Source organism: Mycoplana azooxidifex (assembly GCF_014196765.1).
Taxonomy (GTDB): domain Bacteria; phylum Pseudomonadota; class Alphaproteobacteria; order Rhizobiales; family Rhizobiaceae; genus Mycoplana; species Mycoplana azooxidifex.
The window spans coordinates 228796-244404 of record NZ_JACIEE010000003.1 but is presented as its reverse complement, the minus strand read 5'-3'; the positions used below and the strand labels follow the sequence as shown (position 1 = coordinate 244404).

Sequence of the window (15609 nt, the reverse complement as noted above, 5' to 3'; positions counted from 1 at the left end):
CGGCGTGTTCCCGGAGGCATCCCTCGTCGATAGGAGCCTTAATCGCCGAATGGCCCTTTGCGACAGCGTCGCGGGACGATCAGCCGTCCCGTTCCGCCCGTTGCACCCAAAGCAAGAACCTTCACGCCGTGACGGCCTGCTGGGCCGCCGCGAAGACGTCGCGTGCGCGCGTCGTCCCCGCGACGTGCTCCGTGCCCTGGACGCCGAGATCCATCCAGCCCGCGTTGACGCTGTCGAACATCGCCTCGGCTGCTCCGGTCTGGCCCTTGGGGATGCCGAACTGCTCGAACGCCGCCGCCCACCCGGCCCGCGGGACGGCGAAAGCCTTGATATCGCGCTGCATGACTTCACCTAACTGAGCCGCGACCTCATCCGCGCTGACCATCGAGCCGAGCTCGACAACGCGATGCTCCGACCACGCCGGCCCGGTCAGCAGCGTCGCCACTTCGGCGCCGATGTCATCGGTCGCGACCATGGTCGATTTGCGGTTGGTCGGGTTGTAATAGACGGGGAGCGTACCGCCTTGGGCGACATGCAGGCCGTAGAGGAAATTCTCGAAGAATCCACCTGCGCGCACAAATGCGATTGGCGATATCAGGTCGCGAAATCCTTGCTCCAGAAGCGACAGGGCCGTGATCATCCCCAGTCCACTGGTCCGGTTCGCACCCATCGACGATAGCGCGACCACCCGCGGCGGCGCGGCTTTGGTCAGCGCCTCGACATAGTTCGCGATCACGCCCTTGGCTTCCGCGAAGTCCGGTGAGGGTGCCCATACGGTCGGCAACATGACAAACGCGCCTTCGACGTCTTCGAGTGCACGCGTGATGGCTGCCGAGTCATTCCAATCGCCGTCCACCAGTTCCACGCCCTGGTTCGCCCAATTAGCCGCCTTCTCGCGATTGCGGACGAGCGCGCGCACTTTCTTGCCGTGCGCCAGTAGATGTTTTGCCGCCGCGCCGCCCACTTTTCCTGTGATTCCCGTTACTAAAAACATGTGTTTTCTCCTGATCTTGAGGGACAGAGCACTGCCCTGTTGGTTCAACGGATGAGCGGCAGAATGGCCCGGATACGGGGATCGCGCGCGTAGAGGCCGCCCCATGTCATCGTGCCCAGAAGAAGGGAAATGATTTCCGGCGCCGACCCCAACTCACCAATGCGGACATGGGCGCAGATGGCACCTCCCAAAAAGCCCGTCACCAGGATCGCGCCGAGGACGGCCGTGGCCGGGATGGCGTAAAGGATGGCGCAGGCGAGTATGATCGGACCCACGACACGGGTCATGTCCATCGCGAACCCCGTTTCCTGCAACATGCTTGCGATCTGTGCCGGTGCGAAAAGCTGAATGGCGCCGTCTGCCACCAGAGCGATAACGACAGACGCGCTCATTATCCGGCCGGCCCACAGGGCGCGATGCAAGGTCTTAGTTTCAGGCGCCTGATGCAGGTTCATAGTTTCGGACACTTGTCGTTCTCCGATTGGGGATCCCATATTCGGAGCTTACTGTGCCTCCTAGACATGATAAATGCTGATAAAATGAACTCACTGTTCTCTCGGGCGTGAACAATACCAAGGCATGAAAATGCAGAATCTCGAACCCATCCTCATTTTCATAACGGTAGCGGAAATGGGGAGCTTCACCCGCGCAGCCGATAGCCTGGGCATCCAGAAAGGAAGGGCCTCAACGGCAGTCCGGAAGCTGGAGGAAGTTGTCGGTGTCAGGCTTTTGCACCGGACGACGCGTAGCGTGCAGTTGACAGAAGACGGACGGGTATTTCATGCACGTGCCCGCGATCTGCTCGCGGACGTTGACGATCTCCACTCGATGTTCGCAGGCGATCGCGTGGCACTTCGCGGGCGTCTACGCGTCGATCTTCCGACCGAGGTGGCACGGACAACGATCGTGCCGGCATTACCGGATTTCATGGCGACTCATCCAGAGTTGGAGCTGGAGGTGTCGAGCACGGATCGGCAAGTCGATCTGGTTCAAGAGGGGTTCGACTGTGTATTGCGACTTGGACCCATTGGGGACGAGACGCTGATTGCCCACCCATTGGGCCTGTTGCGCATGGCCAACGCTGCCAGTCCCGCCTATCTTGCGCGCTATGGCGTCCCTCGATCGCTGGGAGATCTCCAGCGTCAGGAACACCGGACAATTCACTTTGGGACGACGATGGGCGCAAGACCCTATGGATGGGAATATCCGGACGGCGACAGCTACGCGACACTTCAGTTGCCAGGTGCGCTGCACGTCAACAGCGCACAAACCTACGAAGCCGCTGCCCTCGCCGGTCTTGGCCTGATTCAGGCCCCACTTATTGGGATTGGCCGATACTTGGAGAGTGGAACGCTGGTGGAAATTCTACCCGACTTTCGTCGCCGGTCGCTTGCCGTGTCCCTCGTCGTAGCGCATCGGCGCAACCTGTCGCGCCGAGTCCGCGCATTCATGAAATGGATCGAAGATGTGCTGACGCCGTATCTGGAATAGCGAAACGAACGTCTTCCTCCGCCGTGCCCTTCCAAAAGAACGCGGTATACGAAAACTATCGACTACGATTGCTGCGACAACATCGCATAATACGCTTTGCTATCCTGCCCTACTCCGCAGTATCCCCCGTCACTCCCACTCGATCGTGCCCGGCGGCTTGCTCGTCACATCGTAGACGACGCGGTTGATGCCGCGGACTTCGTTGATGATGCGGGTGGCGGTGCGGCCGAGGAAGGTCATGTCGTACGGATAGAAATCCGCCGTCATGCCGTCGACGGAGGTGACCGCGCGCAGCGCGCAGACGAAGTCGTAGGTGCGGTAGTCGCCCATGACGCCGACCGTCTGGACCGGGAGCAGCACCGCAAAGGCCTGCCAGATCGTGTCGTAGAGACCTGCCTTGCGGATCTCATCGAGATAGATCGCATCCGCCTTGCGCAGGATGTCGAGCTTTTCGCGGGTGACGACGCCGGGGCAGCGGATGGCGAGGCCCGGACCGGGGAAGGGGTGGCGGCCGATGAAGCTTTCCGGCAGGCCGAGTTCGCGGCCGAGCGCGCGCACCTCGTCCTTGAACAGCTCGCGCAGCGGCTCGACGAGCTTCATGTTCATCCGCTCCGGCAGGCCACCCACATTGTGGTGGCTCTTGATCGTCACGGACGGGCCGCCGGAGAAGGAGACGCTTTCGATGACGTCCGGATAGAGCGTACCCTGCGCGAGGAACTTCGGCGCACCCTTGCCATCGGCGGCAATCTTGGCTGCTTCCGCCTCGAACACCTCGATGAACAGGCGGCCGATCGTCTTGCGCTTCACTTCCGGATCGCTGACGCCGGCAAGCTCGGTCAGAAACAGGTCGGAGGCGTCCACGTGCACGAGCGGGATGTTGTAGGCGTCGCGGAACATGCCGACGACCTGCTCGCTTTCGCCCATGCGCATCAGGCCGTGGTCGACGTAGATGCAGGTCAGTTGGTCGCCGATCGCCTCATGGATCAGCACGGCTGCGACGGAGCTGTCGACGCCGCCGGACAGGCCGCAGATCACGCGCTCGCTGCCCACCTGTTCCTTGATCTTGCGGATCATCTCGGCGCGGTAGGCGGCCATGGTCCAATCGGACTTGAGCCCGACGATCTTGTGCACGAAATTGGAGAGCAGCTTGGCGCCGTCCGGCGTGTGCATCACTTCCGGATGGAACATCGTCGTGTAGTAGCGGCGACCTTCATGCACGGCGATCGCACAGGGCGCGTTCTCGGAGGTGGCGACGACCTCGAAGCCTTCGGGAAGCTGCGTGACGCGGTCGCCGTGGCTCATCCAGACGGGGTAGCGTTCGCCGACGGCCCAGAAACCGTCGAACAGCGGGCTCGCCTTCCTGATCTCAACGTCGGCGCGGCCGAACTCGGCCGCATGGCCGCCCTCGACGACGCCGCCGAGCTGCGTTGCCAGCGTCTGCTGGCCATAGCAGATGCCGAGGATCGGCACGCCGGCATCGAACACCGCCTGCGGGGCGCGGGGGCTGCCTTCGGCCGTGACCGAGGCCGGTCCGCCGGAGAAGATCACGCCCTTCGGCTGCATCTTGTCAAAGGCCGCGGCCGCGTTCTGGAAGGGATGGATTTCGCAATAGACGCCGGATTCGCGGATGCGCCGCGCGATCAGCTGGGTCACCTGGCTGCCGAAATCGATGATGAGAATGCTGTCGGGATGAGCTGTCTGGGTCATGGCGAGCCTTTAAAGAAATTTGCCGCAGGGCGCAACGGGGTCAGGCGGCAAAATCCAGGCGGCCCGCCCGGCCCTCAGAGAGCGAGCGTGCCGTCGGCCACGGCCTGTTCCAGCCGCGCCACCGTATCGGCCAGCTTCCGGTCGATGACATGCAGATACTCCGTCCAGTCGGAGACATGCGTCAGTTCCGCCTTGCCGTCGGAAATGCCGCGCAGGCCGACCAGTGGAACACCGAAGGCCTGGCAGGCGCGCAGGATGGCGAAGGTCTCCATCTCAACCATGTCGGCGTCGATGCCGTCATAGGCAGTGCCCGAGACGATGTTCGCCCCGGTCGAAAGACGGGCCGTCGCGATCCCCGGCACCTTGAGCGTCATCGGCACCACGACGGGCAGGTCGAGGAAGGGTGTCGCGCCCTTTACAAAGCCCAATGGCGAGGCGTCCATGTCGCGGTAGGAAACCGAAGACGCCTGGTAGACGCCCGTCTGCTCCAGGCGCGCCGATCCGGCCGAGCCGAGCGAGACGACGAGGTCCGGCAGGCTGCCGCGGGCCGCGAGGTGGGCCAGCGCCCGCGTCACCTGTACGGCCGCCTCGACCGGGCCGACGCCCGTCATCAACGGCGAGATCCGGGCGCGCAGGTGCTCGCCATATTCAGCGTCCACCGCCATCACATAGAGCAGGCGCTTGCCGCCCACCGACTTGAGAGCATAGGGCAGCGGTTCGGGACTCATCCGGCGACGTCCTCGCGGCCGCGCATCACCATCATCGTCCCCGTCATCGAGGCGATCAGCTTTGCCGGGCCGTCGCCGACCGAATAGGCACGGCCGTCGGCGACGATGATGTTGGAGCCCGGCTTCGTCACCTCGCCGCGAAAGAGAAACCATTCGCCGCGGCCGGGCGACATCAGGTTGACCTTGAATTCGATCGTCAGCAGCGAGGCAGCCGGGTCGATGATCGTGTAGGCGGCATAGGTGCAGGCCGTGTCGAGTGCTGCCGAGATGACGCCCGCATGCAGGAAGCCGTGTTGCTGCGTCAGCTTCTCGTCGAAGGGCAGCTCGATCTCCACCGTGCCATGCTCGGTTCGCGTCAGCTGGGCGCCGATCAGCCGCATGGCCGCCTGCCGCTGGAAACTGGAGGTGATGCGTTCGCGGAAATCCGCAGGCGGAAGGTCGGTCATGTCTCTCGTTCGGCTCGCATGGTGCGTTGCGACAGGGCTGAAACCCTCGCATGCGCGTCGTCATGCTGCAAGGCATCAATTGAGCCGGACGATTGTCGACTCAGGCCCGCCGCCCAGCCGGGCGAGCATTGCAGGAGCAGGACGCTGCACTACATAATTTCCATGGATGCTGGGATCGAGATCAGAAAGGGCCGGACAGCCGATGTCTTCGCCATCGGCCGGGTGCTCGTCGAAACCTGGAGGGCCACCTTCCGGGGTCTTCTCGATGACGGTTTCCTCGACCGCATGTCGCCGGCCGAGCAGGCGCTCCGCCACATGGAGCGGCGCAATTCCCTGGGCGTCGGCCATTTCGTCGCGATCGACCGCCACACTGGCGAACTCGTCGGCTTCGCCAATTTCGGGCCCGCGCGCTACGCGACGCCGACGCCGGTGGGCGAGATCTATGCGCTCTACGTCCTTCCCGCCTACCAGGGTCTCGGCATCGGCGAGGCGCTGGTGCGTGCGGTCGCCCGCTGGATGGTCGAGGGCGGGACGGTGACGCTGCTGGCCTGGGTGCTGTCCACCAACCCCAACCGCGCCTTCTACGAGCGCCTTGGCGCCGCACCCGTCGAAACCGGCATCGTCGGCATCGGCGGGCATCGCTATGAGCAGGTGGCCTATGCCTGGCGCGACCTCCACCTGCTGATCGCCCGCGACGCGGGCGCGGTGTAGCCCTCAGAGCCTTCCGAGGCGGATGATGTGCTGGTCCCAGGCGATATCGGCAGCGCTGCCATCGAACCGCCCGTCAAAGGAGGAGACGGCGAAACCGTGCGGCGAAGGCGCGATCCCCGCCGCGTCGCCCACGCGCCGCTCGTCGATCACCCGGCCGGTCGCGGCATCGACCGTGACCGCATAGCCGCCCTTGGGGGAGGTCAGCCCGACGAGTCCCTGGGCGCGATTGACGGCGATGGCGCCGACATAGTTGGCAAGCCCCACCGTCGTCTCCTCCGGCAAATCCAGGAAGCGGATGTCCTCGCCTTTGGCGAAGTGGCCGGCGAGCGGCGGCAGGTCGTTGCGCGGTCCCTCGTACTGGCAGGCGAACCATACCCGGCCCCTGGCGTCGATGTCGACGTGGCGGGTGGAGAGCTGCCGCAGCGAAGGCGGCAGCGCATGCCGTTCGATCAGCGCGCCGGTGGCCGCCTCGACGAGCGCCAGCGACGGTTCCATGCGGTCGAGGTTCAGCTTGGTGCGGCCGAAATCCGGATGCGTCTCGATGCCGCCATTGGCGATGATCAGCATGCGTCCGTCGTCGGAGACGGTCATGTCGTGCGTGCCGATCCCGTAGGTGTCGAACTCGCCGATGCGGCTGTAGCCGTCCGTCGCGTCATAGAGGCCGATGACGCCGCGGTTGGCCTCGAAGTCGTTCTCGCTGGCATAGAGCAGCCGGCCGTCCGGCGAGAAGCTGCCGTGGCCGAAGAAGTGCCGGTCCTCGCCCGCGTGGATGACGAAGGGTTCGTGGCTGCGCTGTGTGTCGAAGATCAGCGCAAAGGTGCCGGGTCTGCGCGCGAAGGCGACGGCGCGCCCGCTTGCGGCGCTGTAGGCCATGCCGTGGCTCCTGGCCGGCAGGGCCACCCTCTCGATGATCGTCCCGTCCTCGGCAACGGTGGCGACCCCGAAGCCGCCGTCGCGCACCATGAAGCCGGAGGCGAAGACGGCATCCGTCCGCTCCAGCGCATGCAGGGAGGCGGGCGCCAACGTCGACGCCCAAGCGACACCCGCCATCTTCATGAAACTGCGGCGGTCGAGAAGAGGTGTCTTCATCGCCGGGCCCTTTTCGCGATCCCGTTCATGGGGCCGCTCAGTCGCCGTCGGCAAACGAGAAACCGGCGCCAAGCCCGATGGCCCCGCCATACTGATCGCTGAACCGCAGCACGAGGTCGCGCGCGTTGACGATGAGAAAGTCCATCTTGTGCCGCTCGGACGGCTCGCTCACGGCCTTCTCGATGTCCGGATCGATCTTCGCTACCACGCGCGTCAGCGAGGCGATGACGAATTCGGCCGAACCGGCGATCGAGGCCTCCGCCGGGTCCAGCAGTTCCTCCATCCCCGACTTGGAAAACAGTGTCCGCAGCCCCTCGAGATTGCCCTTGATCGCGTTCCAGGTGTTGCCGGAACGCCAGTAGATCGCCGATCGCGGCCGGGCAGGGCCGTCCTCGCCCTTGTAGAACGCCTCGATCCGCTGGTCGCGCACCGCCTCGGCGCCGTGGACGAGAATACCGAGCAGGGCCGTGATCGCCTCCTTCCCGTCGCGGAAGGCGGGGTTGTCGGGGCCTGGGTGCTTCCAGTCCCGCTGCACGCCGTCTGGCCTTTCCCAGTCGGCGCTGAGCGATGCCGCGGTCGCGGCGATGTTTTTGGCCACCGCCGCGCCGTAGCGGCAGCGGAAACTGTCCTTCGCGCCGTCCATCGTCGCGGCGCCCGTCCCGTAGAGCACGTATTCGAGCGCGCCCAGCCCCTGCACGGCGACGCTCTTGCCCGGAAGCGTGGCGGCATCGGTGTCCTTCTCGTCCATCCTGACCAGCAGCGCCTGCACCTGCTTCAGTCCGGTGCTCTTGCGGTCGGGATAGAACAGGATGCGCTCGAAGCGGTTCTCCTGCAGCACCGGACCATCGCGCACGATCTCGATGAAGGACCATTTGGCCACCGTGTCGTCGAAGGCGGCGCGGGCGGCCGCCCGGGTGTCGGGGGAGGGGGCTGCGCAATAGGCCGACACGGCGTCTGCAAGCCGCGTCGCTGAAGTGTGCATGTTGCGGTAACCCGGCCGGATCACCTCGTCGACCGCGCGCGCCATGACCGCCGAGATCGCCTCCTCAGTGAGGACGACGGGCGGCAGCGGATTGGAATCCTGCGCCGACCCCGGAAGCGGGCAGGCGGTGAGCGCGGGAAGGAGCGCGAGGCCGAGAAGGGCGAGGCGAAGTCTGGAACGCAGCAGAAAAGGCATCATAGGGACTCCAGGAAAGTCAGAAGCGCGTTTCGGTCGGCGGCTTCCAGATCGGCAAAGCGGTCGCGGGCAGTCTGCGCCTCGCCGCCGTGCCAGAGGATGGCTTCGGTCAGGTTGCGCGCGCGCCCGTCATGCAGGAAGAAAGTGTGGCCGCTGACGGTCTGCGTCAGCCCGATACCCCAGAGCGGCGGCGTGCGCCATTCCCGCCCGTCGGCGAGCCCCACCTGCTGCCCGTCCGCCAGTCCCTCGCCCATGTCGTGCAGCAGGAAATCGGAATAGGGCCAGATGAGCTGGAAGGATTGCGCCTTGTCGCGGGCATCGCGGCGGGTGACGAACTTCGGCGTGTGGCAGGCGGTGCAGCCGGTCTCGTATAACAGCTTCTTGCCGGCAAGCGTCTCCTTGAAGCTCGCCTTGCGCCGGGCCGGGACGGCGAGGTTCTCGGCGTAGAAGGTGACTAGGTCGAGCACCGGATCGGGCGCCTCGGTATCGCCAAGGCGCTTCTGCACCCCGTCCGGCAAGTCGAGGCAGGCCTTCTGCGCCGCCGTGCAGTCGCCGTGGGTGGCCGGGGCGAGCGGATTGGAAATGCCGATGTCGTTGGCAAAGGCCTCGGCCGTCTGCCGGCGCACGGTAGCGTTCTGCGCCTTCCAGCCGAAGCGGCCGAGCGCCAGCCGACCCGTCTCGGGATCGCGCACCAGTGCTGCCTTGCCGCTGATGCCGTCGCTGTCTGCATCGTCCGGATCGGCGAGCGCCAGGATGTCGGCCTCGTGGATCGCCTCGACCAGTCCGAGCCCGATCATCGGCGGCGTCATCCGCGGCGAGATCGTCGTGCTCGCATCCATCGTACCGTAGGCAAGCGCACCGACGCTGTAGCGTGGTCGGCGCAGGAAGACCGTCTCGCCACCATTCAACTGCACGGGCTCTTCCGACCAGTCGACCTGCATCCGGCCCTCGGCGGCAAGGCCGGGGACGGCGAAGTCCTGCAACTGGCCGCCATAGACGGGATCGGGGAAGTTCGGCACCGCCAGCGCGTCGAGCCTTTCCTGCTCCGCCGCGTTTGCGGGCGGGCGGGCGAGGCGTAGGAAGGTGGTGCTGGTGTCGTCGCCGGCCTGCGGCGGATGCCCGCGCCCGTCCTTCAGGTGGCAGTTCTGGCAGGCGCGTGAATTGAACAGCGGCCCCAGCCCGTCGGAAGCCTGCGTGGAGGAGGGGGAGGAGACCCATACCTTGCGAAACAGCGCATTGCCGAGCTTGAAGCCCTCTTCCTGCTGGAAGGTCAGGTTCTCGGAGAAATGCGAGAAGCTGTCGGCATTGACGGCGGCCGTCGAGGTCGCCGCCCCGCCGGACATCGCCTCGTATTGTTCCGCCTTGGAGAAATCCGTGGTGGGCCGGGTGACCGTTTCCACCCGCGCCTTGTCCTTGTCGGAAAGATCGGTGCGGCCTTCGTCGCCCGGCAAGGGTTCGCTTCCGGCGGCAGCGGCGACAAGCAACAGCAGCGCGCCCCCGAGAGCGGGCAGCAGGCTTGTGGAAAGCGCTCTCTTCATGTCGGGACCGGGCCGCGTTCCAAGGAGCGCGGCCCGCCTTTGCATTCTTACTGGAAGACCGCGTTAGGATTATCCAGGCTGTCGGAACCTTCAAGCTCGATCTTGCCGAGTTCCAGCGCCGAGATCACGCGCTCGAAGGATTTGGTCTGCGCGACCAGCCCGTCCACCGCCGCCTGCACAACTGCATTGCCCTCGGCATTGCCTTCGCCGATCATCTGGTCGTAGGCCTCGACCGTCTCGCCGCGCGTCACCATGGCCTGCATCGCGGCGATCGTCGTGTCGAGCTTGCCCTTCACCTCGGTGTCTAGCGCCGCATCCTTGGCGGCGACCAGTTCCGAAAGCGACGGTCCGGTCAGCTTCGTGCCGTCGGGGCGGATATATTCGCCGGTGTAGGCGCTCTGGATGCCCAGGGCGTCGTAATAGTGTGAATTGTAGGTGTTGTCGGAGAAGCAGTCGTGCTCCTCTTCCGGATCGTGCAGCAGCAGGCCGAGCTTCATGCGCTCGCCGGCGAGCTCACCGTAGGAGAGGGAGCCCATGCCGGTCAGGATCGCCGAGATGCCGGCCTTCGGGTCGGCGCTGACGGTCTTGGCGGCACCGCCCTCGGGCGCCCACTCGGCGACCATCTCTTCCAGGTCGGTGACGAGCAGGTCGGTCGCCGCCTTCAGATAGGCGACGCGGCGGTCGCAGTTGCCGCCCGTGCAATTCTTGGTGTCGAAGTCCGTGGCCGGGCGGTTGCCGGCGCCTTTGCCGGTGCCATTCAGGTCTTGGCCCCACAGCAGGAATTCGATCGCGTGGTAGCCGGTTGCCACGTTCGCCTCGACCCCGCCGGCCTCCTGCAAGGTACCCGCCAGGAATTCCGCAGTGATGCCGGAAGCGTCGACGTCCTTGCCGTCGATCTTGATCGCGGGGTTGGCGATCACGTTGGCGACGAACAGCGAGTTCTCGTCGCTCTCGGTGCCGTAGCTGGCGTCGACATAGTCGATCAGGCCTTCGTCCAGCGGCCAGGCATTGACCTTGCCTTCCCACTCGTCGACGGCAGCGTTGCCGAACCGGTAGACTTCGGTCTGCTGATAGGGTGCGCGGGCCTTGATCCAGGCGGCGCGGGCGGCCTCCAGCGTCTCGTTGGTCGGGCTGGCGATCAGCGCGTCGACGGCGGCGGCGAGCTCCTTGGCGGTCGCAAGCGAGTCGGAATATTTGGCATGGGCGACATCGACATAGTGCTTGACGACGGCAGCCTCGTCGGTGGCGGCGAGTGCCGGCTGGAAGGCGAGCGCGCAAGTCGCGGTCGAGAGCGCCAGCACGGCCGCGCGAAGGAAGGAGGTCTTCATGTTGTCTCCTGGGGTCCCACTAGAGTTCATAACCTTCCCGGCGCCCCTCTCCTCTTGGGCGAATGATTGGCCGGGACGTCGCCCGGAGCCGGGCGATGGAAATATTCAGGCGCGATTCTCTTCGCGCAAAAACAAACTGGTGTCAAAGCGTATAGTTTAGAACAATTCGATACTTGCAACCGCACGGACGGCAGCGCGGGAGGAGGCGCGCCGAACCGCCACCATCCGGCGTGTTACCTGCCTACGCCTTGCGCTCCATGGCGCAGAAGAAGAAGCCGTCCGTTCCCGTCGAGGCCGGCGTCAACGTCACCGTCTTCATGTCAGCCGACCAGGGCTTCGGCTTGTCGGTGCCGAAGAGGTCCTCCCAGGCTTCCGCCGCCGACAGGATCTCGAATTCGGGATTGTCCTCGCAGAAGCTGTAGACCTGGTTCTCGTTTTCCTCCGGCAGCACCGAACAGGTCACGTACAGGAGGTAGCCGCCGGGGCGCACGAAGGTCGCCGCACTCGCCAGCGCCTCCTCCTGCTGCGACAGGCGTTCCTCGAGGTTCCTGTCCGTCAGCCGCCACTTGGTGTCCGGCCGCCGCCGCCAGGTGCCGGTGCCGGTGCAGGGTGCGTCGACCAGCACCCGGTCGAACCGGCCGGCGAAGGGGGAGAGGGAGGAAAGGTCGTCATGGACCTGCACGTTGCGGGTGCCGGCGCGCTTCAGCCGCTCGATGATCGGCGCCAGCCGCTTGCGGTCGGCGTCGTAGGCGTGCACCTGGCCCTTGTTGTTCATGGCCGCCGACATGGCGAGTGTCTTGCCGCCGCCGCCGGCGCAAAAGTCGAGCACCTGCTCGCCTTCCTGTGCGAACACGAGGTCGGCGACGATCTGGGAGCCCTCGTCCTGCACCTCGAACCAGCCTTTCTGGAAGGAGAGTTCGGCGGTGACGTTCGGCAGCCGCGACGGGCCCTCGCCGGCGGGGATGCGGATGCCGTTGCGGGCGATCTTCGCCGGCTCCGCGCCGCTGCGCTCCAGGGCTTTCAGAACCTTCTCCGGCGAGGCCTTCAGCGTGTTGGCGCGCAGGTCCAGCGTCGGCCGTCCCGTCAGCGCCTTGGCCTCAGCCAGCCAGTCGTCGGAAAAATTCTCCTCGAAGGAGGGCTGCACCCATTCGGGAATGTCGCCCTGCACATGCAGCGGCGCATCCTCGAGGCGGCGACCGGCAAGGGCCTTCAGGCGGGTGTCGGAAATATCGGGGGCGAACTTGTCGCCTTCGAACTCGCGCGCCAGGCTCTCCGCCGTCTGGCCCCACTGGCGCAGCATGACGCCGAGCCCGAGCGAGGCGGGGCTGTCGTCGTCCATCAAGAAGGCGTGCGACAGCTTCATCCGCAGTGCGTCGTAGACGATGTTGCCGATCGCTGCCCGGTCGCCGGATCCGGCAAAGCGGTGGGCGAGGCCCCAGTCCTTCAGCGCGTCAGCGACGGGGCGCTTGCGCGTCTCGATGTCAGCCAGAACCTCGATGGCTCCGGAGAGCCGTCCACCCAATCGCATTGCTCAACTCCAGTTTCCGCCGTGGTAGCGGCGATGGTCGTCAAGAGCAAGCCGACGGGTGTCAAATAGGCTGGTGCGGTTTCAGCTGCTGATGATCTGGTAACAGACCTTGGCGTGGCCGGAACTGATCATGCCGATATGCGAGGCGGCCGCCTTGGAGAGATCCAGCACCCGGCCGCGGATGAACGGGCCGCGATCGTTGATGCGAACAACGACGCTCTTGCCGTTGCGGGCATTGGTGACCTTGAGCTTGGTGCCGAAGCGCAGCGTCTTGTGCGCGGCCGTCAGCTTGGCCGGGTTCATGCGCTCGCCGGAGGCGGTTTTCGATGTGAGCGCGTACCACGATGCACCGCCACAGCCGGCAGCTTCGGCGGTGGATGCGAAGGTAACGGGCGCAGCGATGATGAGTGCGGCGAGAGCCGCAGTAGAGGACTTGATAGACATGGTGACCCCTCAGTGCTGATGTCCAGTTTCTTCTGACAGGTCTGTCTATTGGGACGAAAAATGGCGAAAAAGGGCCTTGTCCAGCCATGACTACTTCGTAAGCGCATTAGAAATAGTTTGCATAGAATGCTGTCTATCTTGACGGAATCGCAGGAGCGTCCGGAAAAGGCCTTTAGAATCAGTGCTGAGCTTGAAAGCTTGACACACGTGGAATTTTCGGCTGCGCACCCCCGGAAAAGCTGAAAAAAAGTTGCGCCTAGACCGAAAAGACTACGCCAAAGCCCATTTGTTGCGCGGAGAAAACGCGCGTAAGTTGTGAAAAATTGACGAAACTTTGGCGAGCATGGCCACAGTTGAGTAACCTGTCGTTAACCGGTCGGTCCTGTCAGCCGCGCCAGGCGTCGTCGGCCCACATCTGCGCAAGCGACATGCGGTAGTCGGGGTAGCGAAAGGCAAAGCCGAGCGAGCGGATCCTGGCGTTCGAGACGCGCTTGTTTTCGCCGTAGAAAGAGCGCGCCATGGGAGAGAGTTCGGCCGTCTCGAAGGGGATCTCCGGCGGCATTTCGCGCCCCATCAGCCGGGCAGCTTCGGCAACCACGTCCTGCGGGGGTCCGGGTTCGTGATCGGTGATGTTGAACACCCCGCCATGCCCCCCTTCGGCCAGGAAGAGGGCTGCCGCGCCGATGTCCTCGACGCGGATGCGATTGAACACCTGGTCCTTCTTGACGAGCCGCCGCGCGGTCCCCTCGGCGACGTTGCGTAGCGCATTGCGCCCTGGCCCGTAGATGCCGGCGAGCCGGAGCACGGAAACAGGAATGCCGCTCGTTCCGGAAAAGGAAAGCCACTTGCCCTCGGCCTCCATCCGCTCCACCGAGCGCGCCGAGACCGGATGGATGGGCATACCCTCGTCCACCCAGGCACCCTTGTGGTCGCCATAGACGCCGACGGTCGACAGATAGCCCGTCCATTGCAGATGCGGCATGAGGTCGGCGATCGGGGTCACTCCGTCGCGAAAGAGCGGGTCTCCGCTCTTGCCCGGCGCAATCGACTGCACGAGATGTGTCGCCAGCTGCATCGCGCCCCGCAAAGCGTCGGAGATCGTCTCGCCGTCATAGAGGATCGCCTCGATACCGCGGGCGGCCAGCGCGTCCACCTTCTCCTGCGAGCGCGTGGTGCCGGCGACCGCAAAGCCGGCCTCCCCGAACGCCTCGGCGATCGCGCGGCCGGTAAAGCCGGCCCCCAGAACCAACAGCCGCATCAGGCAACCTCCATCGCAGTATCATATTCCGCCCGCACCTCCGCGTCGGTCTCCCCCGAAGCACCTCGGGCAAACGCCTGGAAATCGCCTTTCGCCATCAGCCTCGACAGCGCCCACACGGCCATGCCGCGCACGGTCGGCGACGGGTCGCCGGCAAGCCGCAGGCAGATCGGCACGAGCGCGGCCTCGCCGCTGTTTCCGGCCGCAATGAGCACGTTGCGCACGAACCGGTCACGTCCGATCCGCTTGACCGGCGAGCCGGAGAAATGCGTGCGGAAGGCCGCGTCGTCGAGTTCGAGCAGGTCTGCGATCCGCGGTTCGCGCAGGTCGTCGCGGGCATGGAACTTCATTTCCGCGGCCGTGGCTGCGAACTTGTTCCAGGGGCAGGCGGCAAGGCAGTCGTCGCAGCCGTAGATGCGGTTGCCGATCAGCGGGCGCAGGGCGGGATCGATCGGTCCCTTGTGCTCGATCGTCAGATAGGAGATGCAGCGCCGCGCATCGATCTGGTAGGGCGCCGGAAAGGCGTCCGTCGGGCAGGCGTCCATGCAGGCCCGGCAGGAGCCGCAATGGTCGCGCTCCGGCGCGTCCGCGCCGAGGTCGGCGGTGGTGAACATGCTGCCGAGGAAGAGCCAGGAGCCGAACTCGCGGCTGACGATGTTGGTATGCTTGCCCTGCCAACCGAGGCCCGCCTGCATCGCAAGCGGCTTCTCCATCACCGGCGCCGTGTCGACGAAGACCTTCACGTCCTCGCCGGCGCGCGCGGCAAAGCGCGTGGCGATCTCCTTGAGCCTGCCCTTGATGACGTCGTGGTAGTCGCGGTTGCGCGCATAGACCGAGATCGCCGCGCGGTCGCGGTTCGAGAGCACCGCGCGCGGATCCTCGTCTGGACCGTAGTTCATGCCGAACAGCACGATCGAGCGGACCTCGCTCCACAGCACGCGCGGATCGCCGCGGCGCGCACGCGTCTCTTCCATCCAGTCCATGGTGCCGTGATAGCCGGCGGCGAGGAACGCCTGCAGCTGCGCCGGCGCCTCGGGGATCGCGTCCGGGCGCGTCACCCGGCAGGCGTCGAACCCCTTGTCCCTCGCCTCCGCCAGCAGGAACGCTTTCAGCTTCTCCCGCTGCCGGTCGCTTCGCTTTTCCGTGTCGGCGGCGACGGACATGGCTTCC

The 15609-nt window shown here is 65.4% G+C and carries 15 protein-coding genes; 2 read left to right on the top strand and 13 right to left on the bottom strand.

Features of this window, described 5'->3' with window-relative positions:
• Nucleotides 1–121: 121 nt before the first annotated feature.
• Both GGQ64_RS07690 and GGQ64_RS07685 read right to left on the bottom strand, forming a co-directional pair.
• The gene (locus GGQ64_RS07690; RefSeq protein ID WP_183801635.1) at nt 122–994 is read right to left on the bottom strand and encodes an NmrA family NAD(P)-binding protein; all 873 of its coding nucleotides are present in this window, start codon (nt 992–994) and stop codon (nt 122–124) included.
• Nucleotides 995–1038: 44 nt separating this feature from the next.
• Complete coding sequence (locus GGQ64_RS07685; protein ID WP_183801632.1) at nt 1039–1461, bottom strand: DoxX family protein; 423 nt, start codon at nt 1459–1461, stop codon at nt 1039–1041.
• Between the two features lie 118 nt (nt 1462–1579).
• On the opposite strand from GGQ64_RS07685, the gene GGQ64_RS07680 reads away from it, so the two are divergent.
• On the top strand, nt 1580–2485 hold the full coding sequence (locus GGQ64_RS07680) for a LysR family transcriptional regulator (protein ID WP_183802590.1): 906 nt from the start codon (nt 1580–1582) through the stop codon (nt 2483–2485).
• Nucleotides 2486–2614: 129 nt separating this feature from the next.
• Here the strand turns inward: GGQ64_RS07680 and guaA are convergent, their stop codons facing one another.
• The 3 genes from guaA to GGQ64_RS07665 all read right to left on the bottom strand — a co-directional run bounded on the left by guaA (nt 2615) and on the right by GGQ64_RS07665 (nt 5366).
• Nucleotides 2615–4192, bottom strand: a complete 1578-nt coding sequence (gene guaA, locus GGQ64_RS07675; RefSeq protein WP_183801629.1) for a glutamine-hydrolyzing GMP synthase — start codon at nt 4190–4192, stop codon at nt 2615–2617.
• 74 nt (nt 4193–4266) lie between these two features.
• Nucleotides 4267–4905, bottom strand: coding sequence for a 5'-methylthioadenosine/S-adenosylhomocysteine nucleosidase (locus GGQ64_RS07670; protein WP_183802587.1), 639 nt, complete (start codon nt 4903–4905; stop codon nt 4267–4269).
• Nucleotides 4906–4916: 11 nt separating this feature from the next.
• The gene (locus GGQ64_RS07665; RefSeq protein ID WP_183801626.1) at nt 4917–5366 is read right to left on the bottom strand and encodes a PaaI family thioesterase; all 450 of its coding nucleotides are present in this window, start codon (nt 5364–5366) and stop codon (nt 4917–4919) included.
• Between the two features lie 162 nt (nt 5367–5528).
• Here GGQ64_RS07665 and GGQ64_RS07660 point away from each other — a divergent pair, with 162 nt between their 5' ends.
• Nucleotides 5529–6077: a GNAT family N-acetyltransferase gene (locus tag GGQ64_RS07660; protein WP_183801623.1), complete on the top strand. Its 549-nt coding sequence runs from the start codon at nt 5529–5531 to the stop codon at nt 6075–6077.
• Nucleotides 6078–6080: 3 nt separating this feature from the next.
• Here GGQ64_RS07660 and GGQ64_RS07655 read toward each other — a convergent pair whose 3' ends face one another.
• From GGQ64_RS07655 to queG, 8 genes are all read right to left on the bottom strand, one after another.
• Nucleotides 6081–7166, bottom strand: a complete 1086-nt coding sequence (locus GGQ64_RS07655) for a DUF1513 domain-containing protein (RefSeq protein WP_183801620.1) — start codon at nt 7164–7166, stop codon at nt 6081–6083.
• Nucleotides 7167–7203: 37 nt separating this feature from the next.
• Nucleotides 7204–8343 carry an imelysin family protein gene (locus tag GGQ64_RS07650; protein WP_343059441.1) on the bottom strand — a complete coding sequence of 380 codons (1140 nt, stop codon included), beginning with the start codon at nt 8341–8343 and terminating at the stop codon, nt 7204–7206.
• A complete protein-coding gene (locus GGQ64_RS07645; protein ID WP_183801615.1) occupies nt 8343–9881 on the bottom strand; it encodes a di-heme oxidoreductase family protein in 1539 nt (512 codons plus the stop codon). Before GGQ64_RS07645 ends, GGQ64_RS07650 begins: the two co-directional genes overlap by 1 nt.
• 47 nt (nt 9882–9928) lie before the next feature.
• Nucleotides 9929–11209 (bottom strand): imelysin family protein, encoded by a 1281-nt coding sequence (locus tag GGQ64_RS07640; protein WP_183801612.1) that lies wholly within the window; start codon nt 11207–11209, stop codon nt 9929–9931.
• Nucleotides 11210–11450: 241 nt separating this feature from the next.
• Nucleotides 11451–12737 (bottom strand): RsmB/NOP family class I SAM-dependent RNA methyltransferase, encoded by a 1287-nt coding sequence (locus tag GGQ64_RS07635; protein ID WP_183801609.1) that lies wholly within the window; start codon nt 12735–12737, stop codon nt 11451–11453.
• 81 nt (nt 12738–12818) lie between these two features.
• Nucleotides 12819–13181 (bottom strand): septal ring lytic transglycosylase RlpA family protein, encoded by a 363-nt coding sequence (locus GGQ64_RS07630; protein ID WP_183801606.1) that lies wholly within the window; start codon nt 13179–13181, stop codon nt 12819–12821.
• Nucleotides 13182–13566: 385 nt separating this feature from the next.
• Nucleotides 13567–14439 (bottom strand): SDR family oxidoreductase, encoded by an 873-nt coding sequence (locus GGQ64_RS07625; RefSeq protein WP_183801603.1) that lies wholly within the window; start codon nt 14437–14439, stop codon nt 13567–13569.
• Nucleotides 14439–15602 (bottom strand): tRNA epoxyqueuosine(34) reductase QueG, encoded by a 1164-nt coding sequence (gene queG, locus GGQ64_RS07620; RefSeq protein ID WP_183801600.1) that lies wholly within the window; start codon nt 15600–15602, stop codon nt 14439–14441. The genes GGQ64_RS07625 and queG overlap by 1 nt, the downstream gene beginning before the upstream one ends.
• Nucleotides 15603–15609: the final 7 nt, after the last annotated feature.

Coding starts and splice junctions, on each gene's coding strand:
- GGQ64_RS07690 (WP_183801635.1), bottom strand. CDS start 994: ATGTTTTTAGTAACGGGAATCACAGGAAAAGTGGGCGGCGCGGCGGCA.
- GGQ64_RS07680 (WP_183802590.1), top strand. CDS start 1,580: ATGCAGAATCTCGAACCCATCCTCATTTTCATAACGGTAGCGGAAATG.
- guaA (WP_183801629.1), bottom strand. CDS start 4,192: ATGACCCAGACAGCTCATCCCGACAGCATTCTCATCATCGATTTCGGC.
- GGQ64_RS07665 (WP_183801626.1), bottom strand. CDS start 5,366: ATGACCGACCTTCCGCCTGCGGATTTCCGCGAACGCATCACCTCCAGT.
- GGQ64_RS07660 (WP_183801623.1), top strand. CDS start 5,529: ATGGATGCTGGGATCGAGATCAGAAAGGGCCGGACAGCCGATGTCTTC.
- GGQ64_RS07655 (WP_183801620.1), bottom strand. CDS start 7,166: ATGAAGACACCTCTTCTCGACCGCCGCAGTTTCATGAAGATGGCGGGT.
- GGQ64_RS07650 (WP_343059441.1), bottom strand. CDS start 8,343: ATGCCTTTTCTGCTGCGTTCCAGACTTCGCCTCGCCCTTCTCGGCCTC.
- GGQ64_RS07645 (WP_183801615.1), bottom strand. CDS start 9,881: ATGAAGAGAGCGCTTTCCACAAGCCTGCTGCCCGCTCTCGGGGGCGCG.
- GGQ64_RS07640 (WP_183801612.1), bottom strand. CDS start 11,209: ATGAAGACCTCCTTCCTTCGCGCGGCCGTGCTGGCGCTCTCGACCGCG.
- GGQ64_RS07635 (WP_183801609.1), bottom strand. CDS start 12,737: ATGCGATTGGGTGGACGGCTCTCCGGAGCCATCGAGGTTCTGGCTGAC.
- GGQ64_RS07630 (WP_183801606.1), bottom strand. CDS start 13,181: ATGTCTATCAAGTCCTCTACTGCGGCTCTCGCCGCACTCATCATCGCT.
- GGQ64_RS07625 (WP_183801603.1), bottom strand. CDS start 14,439: ATGCGGCTGTTGGTTCTGGGGGCCGGCTTTACCGGCCGCGCGATCGCC.
- queG (WP_183801600.1), bottom strand. CDS start 15,602: ATGTCCGTCGCCGCCGACACGGAAAAGCGAAGCGACCGGCAGCGGGAG.